The organism is Polyangiaceae bacterium, assembly GCA_020633235.1.
Taxonomy (GTDB): Bacteria; Myxococcota_A; Polyangia; order Polyangiales; family Polyangiaceae; genus JACKEA01.
In genome coordinates, this window is record JACKEA010000006.1 from 329,727 (window position 1) to 343,958 (window position 14,232).

General features: G+C 67.1%; 15 protein-coding genes. 8 read left to right on the top strand and 7 right to left on the bottom strand.

What is annotated here, in order from left to right; genetic code table 11:
- Positions 1 to 113: 113 nt before the first annotated feature.
- The 4 genes from H6717_31220 to H6717_31235 all read right to left on the bottom strand — a co-directional run bounded on the left by H6717_31220 (position 114) and on the right by H6717_31235 (position 3,060).
- Entirely contained in the window at positions 114 to 1,106 is a 993-nt protein-coding gene (locus H6717_31220) for an AraC family transcriptional regulator (GenBank protein ID MCB9581542.1), read from the bottom strand.
- Complete coding sequence (locus H6717_31225; GenBank protein MCB9581543.1) at positions 1,103 to 1,768, bottom strand: TetR/AcrR family transcriptional regulator; 666 nt, start codon at positions 1,766 to 1,768, stop codon at positions 1,103 to 1,105. Before H6717_31225 ends, H6717_31220 begins: the two co-directional genes overlap by 4 nt.
- 168 nt (positions 1,769 to 1,936) lie before the next feature.
- The gene (locus H6717_31230; GenBank protein MCB9581544.1) at positions 1,937 to 2,686 is read right to left on the bottom strand and encodes an SDR family oxidoreductase; all 750 of its coding nucleotides are present in this window, start codon (positions 2,684 to 2,686) and stop codon (positions 1,937 to 1,939) included.
- Complete coding sequence (locus tag H6717_31235; GenBank protein MCB9581545.1) at positions 2,683 to 3,060, bottom strand: hypothetical protein; 378 nt, start codon at positions 3,058 to 3,060, stop codon at positions 2,683 to 2,685. Before H6717_31235 ends, H6717_31230 begins: the two co-directional genes overlap by 4 nt.
- A gap of 47 nt (positions 3,061 to 3,107) precedes the next feature.
- On the opposite strand from H6717_31235, the gene H6717_31240 reads away from it, so the two are divergent.
- Positions 3,108 to 3,728 carry a TetR/AcrR family transcriptional regulator gene (locus H6717_31240; protein MCB9581546.1) on the top strand — a complete coding sequence of 207 codons (621 nt, stop codon included), beginning with the start codon at positions 3,108 to 3,110 and terminating at the stop codon, positions 3,726 to 3,728.
- Here the strand turns inward: H6717_31240 and H6717_31245 are convergent, their stop codons facing one another.
- Positions 3,729 to 4,160 (bottom strand): hypothetical protein, encoded by a 432-nt coding sequence (locus tag H6717_31245; protein MCB9581547.1) that lies wholly within the window; start codon positions 4,158 to 4,160, stop codon positions 3,729 to 3,731.
- A 114-nt stretch (positions 4,161 to 4,274) separates the two neighbouring features.
- Here H6717_31245 and H6717_31250 point away from each other — a divergent pair, with 114 nt between their 5' ends.
- Positions 4,275 to 5,420, top strand: a complete 1,146-nt coding sequence (locus tag H6717_31250; GenBank protein ID MCB9581548.1) for a hypothetical protein — start codon at positions 4,275 to 4,277, stop codon at positions 5,418 to 5,420.
- Between the two features lie 57 nt (positions 5,421 to 5,477).
- On the opposite strand, the gene H6717_31255 is transcribed toward H6717_31250, so the two are convergent.
- Positions 5,478 to 6,638 carry an elongation factor Tu gene (locus H6717_31255; protein ID MCB9581549.1) on the bottom strand — a complete coding sequence of 387 codons (1,161 nt, stop codon included), beginning with the start codon at positions 6,636 to 6,638 and terminating at the stop codon, positions 5,478 to 5,480.
- A gap of 299 nt (positions 6,639 to 6,937) precedes the next feature.
- Here H6717_31255 and H6717_31260 point away from each other — a divergent pair, with 299 nt between their 5' ends.
- Positions 6,938 to 8,098 (top strand): right-handed parallel beta-helix repeat-containing protein, encoded by a 1,161-nt coding sequence (locus H6717_31260; GenBank protein ID MCB9581550.1) that lies wholly within the window; start codon positions 6,938 to 6,940, stop codon positions 8,096 to 8,098.
- On the opposite strand, the gene H6717_31265 is transcribed toward H6717_31260, so the two are convergent.
- Positions 8,099 to 9,796, bottom strand: coding sequence for a hypothetical protein (locus H6717_31265; protein MCB9581551.1), 1,698 nt, complete (start codon positions 9,794 to 9,796; stop codon positions 8,099 to 8,101).
- A 266-nt stretch (positions 9,797 to 10,062) separates the two neighbouring features.
- Between H6717_31265 and H6717_31270 the strand changes: the two genes are divergently transcribed.
- The 5 genes from H6717_31270 to H6717_31290 all read left to right on the top strand — a co-directional run bounded on the left by H6717_31270 (position 10,063) and on the right by H6717_31290 (position 14,227).
- The gene (locus H6717_31270) at positions 10,063 to 11,169 is read left to right on the top strand and encodes a hypothetical protein (protein ID MCB9581552.1); all 1,107 of its coding nucleotides are present in this window, start codon (positions 10,063 to 10,065) and stop codon (positions 11,167 to 11,169) included.
- A 77-nt stretch (positions 11,170 to 11,246) separates the two neighbouring features.
- Positions 11,247 to 11,978: a hypothetical protein gene (locus H6717_31275; GenBank protein ID MCB9581553.1), complete on the top strand. Its 732-nt coding sequence runs from the start codon at positions 11,247 to 11,249 to the stop codon at positions 11,976 to 11,978.
- Between the two features lie 85 nt (positions 11,979 to 12,063).
- Entirely contained in the window at positions 12,064 to 12,519 is a 456-nt protein-coding gene (locus tag H6717_31280) for an IS5 family transposase (GenBank protein ID MCB9581554.1), read from the top strand.
- Positions 12,516 to 12,836: a transposase gene (locus H6717_31285; protein MCB9581555.1), complete on the top strand. Its 321-nt coding sequence runs from the start codon at positions 12,516 to 12,518 to the stop codon at positions 12,834 to 12,836. Before H6717_31280 ends, H6717_31285 begins: the two co-directional genes overlap by 4 nt.
- Positions 12,833 to 14,227 carry a transposase gene (locus tag H6717_31290; GenBank protein MCB9581556.1) on the top strand — a complete coding sequence of 465 codons (1,395 nt, stop codon included), beginning with the start codon at positions 12,833 to 12,835 and terminating at the stop codon, positions 14,225 to 14,227. Before H6717_31285 ends, H6717_31290 begins: the two co-directional genes overlap by 4 nt.
- Positions 14,228 to 14,232: the final 5 nt, after the last annotated feature.

Here is a 14,232-nt window from a genome sequence, read left to right on the forward strand (position 1 = left end):
CCGGAGCGACAATCCCTGGAGCGTCAGGCAGGGCTCTTGTCGATTCTTGTTGGTGCGGCGCGATGCCCGTCGCGGTCGTGCCCGCAGTTTGCGGCTGCGAGCACGACACGTCGCTACACGCTCACGGCAGTGCGCGTGGAGCGGCGGTACGCCCCCGGCGCTTGGCCGATCCAGCGCTTGAACGCCTTGCTGAAGGCCGCTTCGCTGCCGTAGCCCGCCCGCTCTGCGGCTTCTGCCACGGCGGCGCCGTCCCGCAAGAGCGCGGACGCCTGCTGCATGCGCATGCGGGTGACGTAGTGCAGCGGCGGCTCGCCCACGAGGCTGGTGAAGCGATCCGCGAAGGCGGAGCGCGACATGCCCACGCGGCGCGCCAAGGTGGCCACCGTCCACGCGCCCTCTGGGTTCTGATGAATCAGGCTCAGCGCCGAAGCGATGTGCGGCTCACTCAAGCCGCGCAGCCAGCCGGACTCCTTGCCCAAGTTCTCCGTGAGGTGCGTGCGCGCCACTTGCACGAACAGCACGGTGGCGAGCAGTCGGATCACGGCTTGCCCGCCCGGACGCTCGGAGCCGAGCTCGTGGGCCATGAAGCTCAACATGGGCTCGAGCCAGGGGGCGGCGCGACCGTGCTCGCCCCGGCTGACGATCAGGTTCGGCAAGATGCCGACGACGGGGTTCTCGCTCGCTGCTTCGAGCTCCAGGGCGCCGCCCACCAGGGTGCAGCCCGGGCCGGGGCCGCCGAAGCGCACCGGATCCGAGCCGCAGCCCGCGATCAGCGCCTGGAGCGACGTGGCCTCGGTGGTGAGCGCGTCCCGGAGCACGTGTCCGCTACCGTGAGGGAAGACGCACAAGTCCCCCTTGCCCAGGGGAATGGCGTCGGGCTGACCATCGACCTCGAGGAGCGCTGCGCCGTCCAGGATGGCGATGAAGGAGGTCTTCTCGTGGGGTTCCACCGCTACGCCCCAGGGCGCGCCGAGCTCCATCTTGCCGTAGCACACGGAGCTGACCCGCACGGTTTGCAGCACGTCGGCCAAGACCGTGGACGCGGGATCCACGGCGCGGACGTGTTCGATGGGTTGGGGATAGAAAGCCGAGAGTGCCGCTGTCATGTTGCTTTCTCCTCACGAGCTGCTGGGCGGGTGGATAGGCCCGGCGCGGCGGCCAGGCGGCGCATGCAATCGAAGTTGACGTTCTTGAAGCGCGCGAGCTCTTCCGACGTGGGCACTCGATCAGCTGGCAACATGGCGAGACCGACCGCCAGCTTGGCCCCTTGCAGGATCGTCATGAGCGCCTCCACGTCGATGTCCGAACGAACGGCTCCGAGCTCCTGCCCTCGGCGATAGAGCGCGGTCAGATGCTCCCGCACTTCCTTCATGAAGGGACCGAGGCGATCCACGAGGTCGGGGTTGCGAGCGAGGGCGACGCTGAGGCGCGCCAGTAGATCTCCACGCACCGGAGATCCTTCCAGCTCTGCGGTCGCGCGCGCGTTGAGCTGCTCCATCTCGTTCCAGAACTGGTCGGCGGACGATGGGATGGGGAGTGCGGTGAGGCTGGCGATCCACGCGGCCCCCGCCTTGGCGATCACGGCCGCAGCGAGATCCGCCTTGTCGTCGAAGTAGTAGTAGAACGCGCCCTTGCTCAGGCCGGCCCCGGCCAGGATGCGATTGATGGACGCACCGTCGTAGCCATGCTCGGCGAACTCCTGAGTGGCCACCTCCAAGAGGGCGTTGCGTTTCTCCGGGGCAGCACGTTCGAATCGGGGACGGGGCATCGGACCAGGGGCACAGACCAGGTGGTCTGTTCGCGTAGTCTGTACCATGAGGTCTAGCCGATGCAAGCTCGTTCTCCGGCTGTGGGTGCCCAGAGGTCGGGGAATCGTTTACCGAAATCCTGGGGATTCCAGCGCCAATGACGATGCAGCGAAGTCCTGCGTGACATGTCAGCGCCGGATCACTGCCCCGCCAGAGAGGTCGATGATGGCGCCTGTGATCCATGCGCTCTGGTCGCTGGCGAGAAACAGCGCGGCATCGGCGACGTCTTCGGGGGTTCCCAGGCGGGCCAAGGGATGGGCGTCCGCCAGCGAAGCCCGCACGTTCTCCGGGATACGCTCACGGTTCCGCGCGGTGAGGATGGTTTCCGGCGCAATGCAGTTCACGCGCACACCGTGGGGCCCTGCACGCAGCGCGAGATCTTGTGTCAGTTGTTCGAGCCCAGCCTTGGCTGCGGCGTATCCCAGTGGGTTTTTCACGTGGGGTCGGCGCGCCGAGGCGGATGAGATCGTGATCACGGCGCCGCGGCCACGCTGCTGCATTCCGGGCAGGAACGTCTTCAACGTGAGGAAGGCCGAGGTGAGATTGCCGCTCACCGCCGCGTGCCACCCCGCCTCCGTGGCATCTTCGATGCCGCAGGGGGGCTCGAAGGAGCCGCCCGCGTTCACCACCAACACCTCCACCGGGCCGAGCTCCGACTCGATGGCGGCGCGCATGCGCTCGAGCTCGTCGGCGTGGGTCACGTCCGCGGTGAAGGCGCGAGCGCCCGGGATCTCCGCCTGCGTGCGTGCCAGTGCGTCTGCGTCTCTGCCATGCAGCGCGACGCGAGCCCCAGCATCGCCAAACCGCTTGGCGATCGCTGCGCCGATGCCCCGCGAGCTTCCCGTGACCAAGGCGACGCGACCTGCCAGCGCGCTCATTGAAACACCATGCACAGCACCGTGATCGCCAAGAGCCCAGCGGCGATGCGATGGCCAAGGGCCGCGCGCGCTCGCGCTCGCTCTTCCTGGTCGATTGCAGTTCGTACCCGACCGACGACCAACGCCTGCACGATTGCCGCGATCACGGCTGCCAACGCGCCGAGCCCCAGCACCGTGTGCCCCCCGCTGGTTCCGAACATCTGAGCCCACAGGTAGGCCCCGGCGACCACGGTGACCGCGGCAGCACCCATTTGCGCGCCGAACAGCTCCGCCGCCCCTTTGCCTGCGTTGCGCGCCAGGGTGAACGTGGACCCGGCCCAGAAGGTCGCGCTCAGCACGTGCAATCCCAAGGCGAGATAGATGACGATGGCCATGGTTTCCTCCTCGGGGATCGTATTTAGATATACAATCTGTATAGTCAATGGCTGAGCCCAGAAAAAAGACGAAACGGCCGTATCGCAGCGAGAAGCGCGATGCGGCGCGGGAGGCCACCCGAGCGGCCATCGTGTCCGCGGCGGGCCAGCTGCTGCGGGATGAGGGGTGGCAGAGCTTCTCGCTGGACGCGGTGGCGCGCGCTGCGGGCGTGACTCGCCTTACCGTCTACAACCAGTTCGGTGGCCGTCGCCCGCTGCTGGAGGCGGTGTTCGACGCACAAGCGCTACGCGGCGGCCTGACGGACTTGGTCGCTGCAATGCAGATGTCGGATCCGCGAGCGGCCCTCGTGCGGGTGGTGCGGACGTTCTGCAGGTTCTGGTCGGGGGCCGGACCGATGCACGGGGTCATGGCCGCTGCGATGGCGGACAGCGAGCTCGCTCAGGCCATCGCCCAGCGCAACGAGCGTCGCCGACAGTTGTTGGAAAGACTCGTCGAGCGCATGCCGGACGTCCCCAAGAAGCGCACGCCGGTGCTGGTGGACACGCTGTTCGCCCTCACGAGCTTTGCGTTCTACCAGGAGCTCGCTACGTCACGTCTCGGCGCCGAGAAGGCCTGCGGCACCGTGGTCGATCTCGTGGTCGCCACCCTCGAGCGCGCTACGGGATAGTCAGCCGCACTTGTCCTTCAAGCATTGCTTGAAGGCGGCGCACGTCGCGTGCTCCGCGGCGCAACCGAACAGGGCGTTCGTGTACGTGGTGGTGGCCTTGGTGGTGTCGCACGCCGCAACGCAGGAGCTTCGGACGTCCGCGTAGGGGTTCGCGCAGCCGTCGTTCTTCTCGAAGTCCACGAAGTGGGTGCACGCCGTGGAGCAATCGACGGACCCGTAGGGGTTTTGGGTAGCGCTGCAAACGTCGGCGCCGCCGGCAGCGCCTCCCAAACCGCCGCCGGCGACGCCACCCGTCGCCCCTCCTGCCCCGGAGCCGCTCGCTCCGCCCGAAGTCGATCCAGCGCTGCCTCCGCTGCCGCTGTCGTCGTCGCTTCCGCAGGCGCCAAGCCCCACGACGAGCGCGGCTGCCCCACAGAACCAGATCGACTTCATGCTCAGCTCAATACGTTCTGGCGTGACGGCGCCTTCCTCACGTCAGTCCACTAACGGCAACGTGCACGACGCACGAGGAATTTCGCGGCACACGTCTTGCCTGATGCGCGCCCCATGTCGCTGCGCGGATTCACGCTGGGCTTGGTTTGCTTTTCGCTCTTTGCCTGCGGAGGCTCGGACGACGCCGCTCCTGCGAGCGGAGCGGGGGGAAGCGCCGGCATGGCGGGAGCAGCGGGAGCGGCCGGCGGGTCGAGCTGCCCAGCGGGATCCCATGCGGTGGGCTCCGAGTGCGTGTCGACCCTTGCAGCTTGGAGCTCGGGTCCGTCCCTGTCGGGCTCGCGAGATCACCACGTCACCTTCGTGGTGGACTCCAAGTACCTCTACGCCGCTGGCGGCGTTCGCGACATGAAGACGCCGCTCTCCTCCGTGGAGCGCAGCGCGATCGCTTCCGATGGCAGCTTGGGGCCCTGGGAGGCCGCGACCCAGCTGCCGGAAGCATCGGTAGGAGCGGGCCTCGGCCAAGTGGGTGACACCATCGTCGTCGCCGGCGGGATCCGGATCTCCGGCAACAGCGGCGCCCCCAGCACCCGCACCGATGTCGGCCACGCTTCGGCGGATGGCTCGGTGAGCTGGTCGGTGGGGCCAGAGCTCTCCGTGTCGCGCTTTCATGCAGCCGCCGTTGCCGTAGGGGCTCACGTTTTTGTGATTGGGGGTTTGACCGGCGCGGGCACGGACAACACGCCCGCCGTGGAGCGCGCGGAGGTGCAGGCCGACGGCAGCGTGGGCGCGTGGCAGATGGCCAAGGAGCTGCCCGAGAAGCGCAGTCATCAGAGCGTGGCCGCCACCGAAGACGCGATCTACGTCGTGGGCGGCCTCACCGGGGATCCCGCGGGCGTGCACACCACCTTTTCCGACGTTTTGCGGGCCACGGTTTCGGCCGACGGCAGTCTCGGGGATTGGACCACGGTGGGCTCCCTGCCCGTGCCCCTGGCCACGCACTCGAGCCTGATTCACCTCGGGTACCTGTACGTGCTCGGCGGCGTTGAAGGGAATCCGCCGTCGGAGCAGAACACCGCGGCGGTACGCCGAGCCAAGATCGAAGCGGATGGCAGCGTTGGCGAGTGGGAAAGCCTCGAGTCTTTGCCCAAGGCTCGCGCGCATTGCCACCAGACGCCGCTCGTGAATGGCATCATCTACTCCGTTGCCGGCGCCTTCGAGCACGCGAGCATGACCGACGTGTTCTTGGGCACGCTCGAGTGACGGCCCGCGGGCGGCGCTTCTTCGCGAAGAAGCGCCGCCCGAAAGCTCATCCGCGGATCAGTCGATCCGCGTCACCACGCCGGCACCCACGGTGCGGCCGCCTTCGCGCATGGCGAAGCGCATGCCCACCTCGAAGGCCACCGCACGCCCGAGCTCGACCTCCACTTCGGCGCGAGCACCGGGCGCGAGCTCGGTGGCGTCGAACAGCAGGCGGCCCGGAACGTCCGTGGCCCCGAAGTACAGCTGCGGCATGTAGCCGGAGCGGCAGGGCTTCTTGCGGCCGCCTTCCGCGCTGGAGAGCAGCACCACCTCGGCCCGGGCGTGACGGTGCGCGGCCACCGAGCCCGGTGCCACCAGCACCTGACCCCGCACCACGTCGCCACGACCCACGCCGCGGAGCAAGAGCCCCACATTGTGCCCGGCCACGGCGCTCGGTACGTCGCGGTGAAACTCCTGGATGGAGGTCACTACCACGCGACCCAGCGCGCTACCGGCGATTTCCACCTCGGATTGAGGTGCGAGCACGCCCCGCACCACGCGCCCCGTCACCACCGTGCCGCGACCGGGGATGGTGCAAACACCCTCCACCGGCATCAGGAACGGCGCCGTGAGGTCACGCGCGGGCTCGACGATGCTGGCGTCCATCGCCTCGAGCAGCTCCAGGATGGGACGAACGTCCCCGTCCGTCTCACCCCGACGAGCGGCTTCCAGCGCGCGCAGGGCAGAGCCCCGCACGATGCGCACGTCGGCATAGCCGGCGCCCGCGAGCAGCTCGCGTACCTCGAGCTCCACGAGCTCGAGGAGCTCGGGATCCGCGATGTCCACCTTGTTGATGAACACCACGAGATGCTCGACGCCGATCTGCCGCGCCAGGAGCACGTGCTCTCGGGTTTGGGATTGAGCACCGGAGGAGCCATCCACGAGCAGGATGGCGCCGTCCATCTGGGACGCACCCGTGATCATGTTCTTCACGTAGTCGGCGTGTCCCGGACAGTCGATGTGGGCGTAGTGACGCTTCGCCGACTGATACTCCACGTGGGACGTATTGATGGTGATGCCGCGCGCGCGCTCCTCGGGAGCCGCGTCGATCTCGGCATAGTCCCGCGCCGTACCGCCGAAGGCGCTCGCGCTCACGAGCGACAGCGCGGCCGTCAGCGTGGTCTTGCCGTGATCCACGTGTCCGATGGTGCCGACGTTGACGTGTGCTTTGTTGAACATGACGGGTTCTCGCTTTCCTTTCCTCCTCGGGCGAACCGTTCGCCCGACAAGTGCTTGCGAGGCCCCGAAATCAGGGAAAACCGGCACGAAAAAGCCCCTCAGGCATTCGCGCCGGAGGGGCCTCGGAAGGCTTTCTGATGTGCGCTGCTAAGCGCCATCCTCCGGCAAGCTCGCATACGAATCCGACCGCGAGCTCGACGAGAGCTCGGCCGAAACGAAGCGCGATGCCGAAAGACGGAAGACCATGGGGAGCGGGAAAGATACGGATCCGGAGACCGCTGTCAAGCTATCGTGAGCGAATGCGGATCTGGATCGGAGTGATCTTGGCAACGGCACTCGTTGGTTGTGGCGAGAGCTCGAGCAACGCGTCGGCGACTGGTGGCGCTGCGGGTAGCGGTGGCGCTGCAGGTAGCAGTGGCGCTGCGGGTAGCGGTGGCGCTGCGGGTAGCGGTGGCGCTGCGGGTAGCGGTGGCGCTGCGGGTTTCGGTGGCGCTGCGGGCAGCGCGGGTGCTGGCGGCGTGTCGAGCTGCACGCTCACGGACTCCGGCCCCGTGACGGTTTCGCAGGATGGCCAAGTGGTGGAGAAGCTTCGCATCACTTCCAACGGCGGTGCCGCCATCACGGTGGACGGCCACAGCGGAGTAACGATCCGTGACGTCGAGATCCTGCACGACGGCGGGCCGGGCATCGCCTTCTCGAACGCCACCAATCTGCTGATCGAGCGAGTGCACGTGGTGCACACCGGCGCGCCCGCCGTGGGCGAAAATCCGTCGGACGATCGCGTGAACGTCTCGGGCTACGGCTCCACCGGCGTCGTCATCCGCCACGTGAAGCTCGAACGCGGCTCCTCCGGCATCTACTTGGTCGAGTCCCCCGGGGCCAAGCTCTCGTTCATCGAAGGGCACGACTTCCGCGGGCCTTTCCCCCGCGGGCAGCTGGTGCAGTTCGACAAGTCCTCGGATGGCGTGCTGGAGGACTTCTCCTGCATCAATCCACCGGACTCTTCCTGGCCGGAGGACAACGTGTCCGTGTATCGCTCGTCGAACGTCACCGTTCGTCGCGGGCTCCTGTCGGGCAACAACTCGCCCTCCGGCGTGGGGGTGATGTTCGAGCTGAGCGACGGCACCTCCAGCGGAGGGCTCGCGGAGGACGTCGACACCGTTGACCAGGGCAACGGCAGCTTCTCGGGCTATCCGGCGAAGGACGTCGTCTTCCGCCGCACGCGCGCTCGGGATAATCACTGCGTGGGCCAAGCCGGCCGGGACGCGCCGCTCTCCAACGCGTTGGTCTGGGCCGGCAGCCCGGACTCCTCGAACCTGACGCTGGAGGACTCGCGCTACTTCGGTCTGTGCAACCCGGGCAACACGGTGTGGGACCAGAGCGTGTTCACCAAGGTCGACATCCAAGAAGAGGACTTCACGCCGCGCGCGCCCATCGTGGAAACGTTTTGTTGGGAGTAGCTACGGAGCGCCGTTCACGAGCACCAAGGTGGGCGATTCCGTCACCGTGAGCGCGATGCTGCCGCTCTGTGGCGTCACCGTGCTCTCGTCCCCGGTGGTCGAGCCGTCCTTCAGTGTCACGAGGGTGGCGCTCGTGGCGTTCACGCTCAGCGCGTAGTCACTGCTGCTGCCGTCGCTGGTGGGCGACCACACCACGTACGCGCCCTCGTTCGCCGCGGCGTCGTACAGCTTCACGACGCGCACTGGTGCTTCCACCGTGCCTGCGTAGGCCATGCTGCCCAGTCGCGCCCGCACCGTGGCCAGGAAATAGAAGGCCGCCTTTGGGGAAAAATCGCCCTTTTCGTTCATGAGCCCGCTGGTGGAAAACTGGATGTGGTTGTCCGGGCACTTGCTGTCGCTCCCGGTGCAGGCGTCCCGCGACACGAACACGAAGGCGCGATCCAGGCCAGAGCCCATCAGCTCGAAGAAGCTCCGCACCAGCCACTCGGCTTGCACCACGTCTGCGGAGGTGGAGCCGATCGCCGGAGCCCGCAGTCGCGACTTGGGATGGGTGTCGTAGCCGAACTCCGTCAGCCAGATCTCTTTTCCGGCCAGGTGCTGGTCGCGATAGCTTGCGATGCTCTTCATCAAGCCCTGGATGTCGCACGCTTCCGGGGCCAGCGCCGGCACCGGATTGGCATCGCCGAACTGACTGTCGCCGAAGCAGTAGTAGTGCACGTTGATCACGTCCGCGGGAAAGCTGCCGCCGCGATTCTTGTCCGCCCAGGCGCGCATGCCGTCCAGGTAACTGGTGACGTTCTCCACCCACTCCTTCTTGCCGGCCCCCGCGAGCCCGGCCATCACCAACTTCGCGTTCGGGTCCGCGTTCTTCACTCCGAAGGTCTTGCCCATGGCGCCCTGGTGTCCGTCGTAGTCCGCGCTCGACATGGCCGCGAACTCTTCCGGCGTGAACAAGTACGAGCCGTCGGAGTGGGTCCAGTCGTTGTCCGGCTCGTTGCCGTTCTCGAAGTAGTCGAGCAAACCGAGCCCCGTGGCCACCTGCTGGTTTGTGGCCAATTTCAAGGTCTTTTCGTCCACCTTGGCGTGTCCGTACCGCGCTGCGTACTGGTACATGAAGCTCGAGTGCGCCAGGTAGGACGTGGCATTGGTGGTGCTGGCGCCGCCCTTCACGGGAGGCACCGCGTCGTTCAGGTACTTCACCGTGCCTTGCAGTGCCGGAAACACCATCACGCCGTCTGCGCCGAGGGTGGAGTAGTAATCATCGAAGTCCCAGAAGCCGTTCCACATGGAGAACTCGAGTTGGTTGTCGGGGTAGCCCGAGTAGCCCGACGCGCCGTTGCCGTCGGTCCAGCTCCAGTTGTGGTACTCGCGCACGTTGCCGATGGCGGCGAGCTTGTCCTTCGGATCGTCGATGAACGCGTTGAGGCCGAAGAAGTCCGATACCGTGGGTCCCGTGCTGGACCCACCGCCGCTGCCCGCCGCGCCGCCCACGCCTGCGCTGCCGCCGCCGCCCGCGCTGCCGCCGCTGCCCGCCGCGCCTGCGCTGCCGCCGCTCCCCGCGCTGCCGCCGCTCCCTGCCGCCGCGCCGCTGCCTGCCGACCCTCCGCCGCCCGCGTCATCGCCGCCGCCGCAACCTGCGACGCTCAGAGCCAGAGTCAGTGCCAGTGCCGCAAAACGCGTGCGCCCAAAGAGGTCCATGGTGGTGCTCTTCGCAATCGCCGTGCCCGCGTTGCCCCGACAAAATCCCCAAGAAAACTCGGAAGCGTCGTGCGACAGATGGGTCGCACCGGACGATTGGGTCGCACCCGATTCGTGAGGTGCATGTGGGTGTTTGTCCGTCGCGATGCCCGTCGCGAACAGAAACCGGTTCTCGCCGTGGACGTGAACTTTGGGCATCAGCGGACGTAAAAGGCGCGCGGATCCGGCTTGGATCCAGTGGTACGACAATTGCTCCCCGCCGACCCATGAAAACGCGACACCTCGTGCTCTCGGGTCTGACGGCGCTCTCCTTCGCCTTCGTGGGTTGTGGTGGCAGTAGCGACGGCGGTGGGGCGAGCTCGTCGACCGTGGCCATCGACGACGTGCCCAAGCTGTACGCTCAGGCGCTGTGCTCCGCGCAGAAGAAGTGCTTTGGCGACGTGCTCGATCTGTTCTTGGCGGGAGAGAGCTGCACGGCGAACTTCGAGACGGCGATCGGCGACGAGCTTCCGAAGATCAAGCAGGGGATCGACGACGGTACCGTCAGTTACGACGGCACCAAGATGCAGGCGTGCTTCGACGCCATCGCCGCGCGGGGCTGCAATCTCGAAGGCGAGCCTCCGGAGTGCACCGCGGCGATCGACGGTACCGTCGCGATCGGGGGCGACTGCCAGATGAACGTCGAATGCGCTGGGGCAGACACCTACTGCAAGAGCTCGGGGACCTGTCCCGGAGCCTGCGCCAAGCGTGAGCAGGCGGGCTCGGACTGCAACCACGACGACGACTGCGCCGCGGGACTCAAGTGCTCGGGCACGACGAGCAAATGCGTAAAGCCTGCGGCCGCGGGGGAAGCGTGCGGCGGAGGCGGCACGGCGCCGGATTGTCAGAGCGGTACGTTCTGCGTTGGCTCCGACGATCAAGGCAAGGTGACGGGAACCTGCGACACCGTGGACCAGGCCTTCAGCGGCAAGCAGGGCGACGAATGCTACTTCGGGGGCAAGCCACTGTGCACGACGGATCTGCGATGCATCGTGGAGAGCGTGGACACCACGACGGGTAGCATCACCGCCAAGTGCGGCCCGCCGGTCTCCTCCGGCGCGGCGTGCAAGGTGAGCCTGGTGGATGCCTGCCCGGCGGACGAATACTGCAAGGTCCCGCAGAACATGCTGGACGGCACGTGCACGCCCAAGCCCAAGTCCGGTGAAGCCTGCGTCCAGGTGTTCGAGGACCCGATTTGCGGACCGGGGTTGCGGTGCGACGACGGCACCTGCCGTCCGCTTCAGCACCTGGGGGCGTCCTGCGCGGGAGACGACGTCTGCTATAGCGGCAACTGCGTGGGCGGCGGCTGCGTTTCGGCGGGTGGCTGCCAGTAGATTCCAAGCGCGACGCTCGAGGGTCCGTGCGACACTCGCCGTCGGAGAACGGGTTCTCTCCGACGGCGAGGTGACGGATGCGACGCATACTCGGGATCGGTACGGGACTTTGGGCGCTTTCGCTGCCGGGGGTGGCCCTGGCAGCCGGCATCTCCGACGTGCACGTGCAGGGCTCCTACGAGACCGGCGGTGTGATCGTCACCCTGAGTGGCGCCAGCGGCAACGAGAGCGCCACCCTGGAGGTCAAAGGACCGGGAGACGCGGACTTCAAGCCGGCGCATCCCTTCGTTCGCTACGACGAAGAGAACCTTGCCTCGAGTCTGTTTTCCCTGGCTCCTGGCAGCGACTACCAGGTGCGGGTGACGCTCACGGATCCCGATGGCGTCAGCGGCGAGAACCCGGTCAGCGCCACGCTGTCCACCCTCGCTGTGCCCGCTTTGCCCACGCCGAAGCGTACGCGCTACGTGGGCCCGGGCGGACAGGACGCCGCGAGCGCGGGAGATTCCGAGACGAACCCCTGGGCCACGCTGAGCTACGCCCTCGGCCAAGCGCAGCCGGGGGACGAGATCCGCCTGCTGCCCGGAACCTACGCGCCGGGAAGCCTGAGCGACGTGCAGGCCACGGCGGACGCGCCGATCGTGATCCGCGCCCACGATGCCGCGAACAGGCCGGTGATCGACGCCGGCGGTGGTGCGACGGCCCTCGAGCTCTATCAGGTCAGCCACGTGGTGCTCGACGGTCTCGAGATCACGGGAGCCGGCGGGGACGCCGATGGCGTGGGGCTGAAGCTCAGCGCTAGAGTCTGTTGACAGTTTCTGGATGGGATTGGTGCTGAAATCCTGCCTCGATGAGAGTTTAGCTTGACATGCGTTCAGCTATTGGTAGGCTGCGCGAATGGGGGTTCGAGTCGCGCTTTCCGACGCCGAGTGGGCACACATTGCACCGTTGGTTTCCGCTCTCACGTCACGTGGTCCAAAGGGCGACGATAATCGTCGCTTCATCGAAGCAACGCTGTGGATCCTACGGACGGGCGCACCGTGGCGCGACTTGCCGGAGGTGTTTGGGAAGTGGGGCAGTGTGTATCGGCGCTTTCGGCGCTGGGCGCTGGCGGGTCGCTGGCACCAGCTTCACGAAGTGCTGCAAGTGCGGCCTTCCGATGACCTGTTGATGGACAGCACCATCGTGAAAGCGCATCCACATGCGGCGGGCGCGCTGAAAAAGGGGGCGGGCAATCATCAGAAGGTCTCGGCCGTTCTCGCGGTGGCTTTTCCACAAAGGTTCATGCGCTCGTTTCAGCCGAGGGCGCGCTGGTGCGCTTCATCGTCACGGGAGGCGAGGCGGCTGACGTGACGCAGGTGAATGCACTCGTCGTGGAGCGGGGTGCGGGACAGGCTGTCATCGCTGACCGGGCCTACGACAGCAATGCCGCACTGGCGCATATCCAGGCGTCAGGGTTCGAGGCGGTCATCCCCTCGCGCAGGAATCGCAAGGTCCAGCGCGAGCTCGACCGCGACAAGTACCGGCTCCGCAACACGGTGGAGCGCTGGTTCGGGCGAGTGAAGGCGTTTCGCCGCGTGGCCACGCGCTACGAGAAGACCACGCGGAGCTACGCCGGATTCGTGATTCTTGCGGCTGCTCGCGTTGCTCTCACGGGGTGGCCCGGGTGACTCGGCACACCACCTTCAGCTTTACGCTCCAGCCAACGCGCGAGCAGGAGGAGCTGCTCCGGCGGCACGTGGGAGCGGCGCGCTTCGGCTTCAATCAGTGCCTGCGCTTCGTCATCAACGCCCTCGAGGCCGAGGAGAAGCCGCCATGGTCGGGCTTCGATCTCATCAACGACTTCAATGAATGGAAGCGATCGGAGCGAGCCGGGGTGGACGAGGACGGGCGCGTGGGGCTCTCCTGGCGCTCCGAGGTCGTCCAGCAGGTGTTCGAAGAGGCGGCGGTCGATTTGGGGCGGGCGCTGCAAGCCTTCTCGGCGGGTCGCAAGGGAGAGCGCTCGGGTAAGCCTCCCGGCTTTCCCCAGTTTAAGAAGAGGTCGGAAGCGCGGCAGTCGTTCCGCATCCGTAACAAGAAGAACGACGTCCGCGTGGGCGAGGGCGACCCGCGCTCCGTGCGGCTGCCGAAGCTCGGCAGCATTGCCGTCCGGGAATGCACGCGCCGGCTGCGCCGCATGCTGAAGAGCGATCGCGCCAAGGTGCTGTTCGCCACGGTCAGCACCCGCGAGGGCGGCCGCTGGCGCGTGACCTTGAACGTCGAGGCCGCCGAGCTGCATCCCGCGCGGCGCCACGGCAGCGCGGAGGCTCCGCCGGTCGGCATCGACCGCGGGCTCAAGACCTTCGCGGTGCTTGCCAGCGAAAGCGGCGAGCAGGTCGAGCACATCGAAAGCCCACGTCCACTCCGCGCCGCGCTACCGAAGCTGCGGCGCAAGAGCCGCAGCCTGTCCCGGAAGCAGCCGGGCTCGCGCAATCGGTACAAGGCCCGCGCCCAGCTTGCGCGCGTGCACCAGCGCATTCGCAACATCCGACACGATTTCACCCATCGCCAATCGAGCCGACTGGCCCAGACCCACGGTCACTTGGTCATCGAAAAGCTGAGTATCTCGGGGCTCATCAAAACCCGACTCGCCCGCGCCATCGCGGACAGCGCCTGGGCGCTGTTCGGAGCACAGCTCGCCTACAAAGCGAAGTGGTACGGCGCAACGCTCACCGTGGCTGACCGCTTCTACCCCAGCACACGCCGCTGCAGCGCGTGCGGGGCCATCGGCGAGCGGCTCGACCTCGGGGAGCGCACCTTTCACTGCAGCAGTTGTGGTCACGAGGCCGACCGCGACGAGAACGCTGCGGTGTGCTTGGCTCAGTACCCTCGCGTACTCGGCCAAGGAGACTGGCCTCCTGTCGCCGCGAAGCACGCGGAGACGCAAAACGCCTGTGGAGAGGGAAGCTCTGGCGAACCACCGCTCTTGGTGGTCCGTGAAACTACCCTCGTCGAAGCAGGAAGGGCCTATGCCCAACGCCCGAGAAGGGCGGTGTTGGCCAAAACTGTCAACACGCTTTAGCTCTC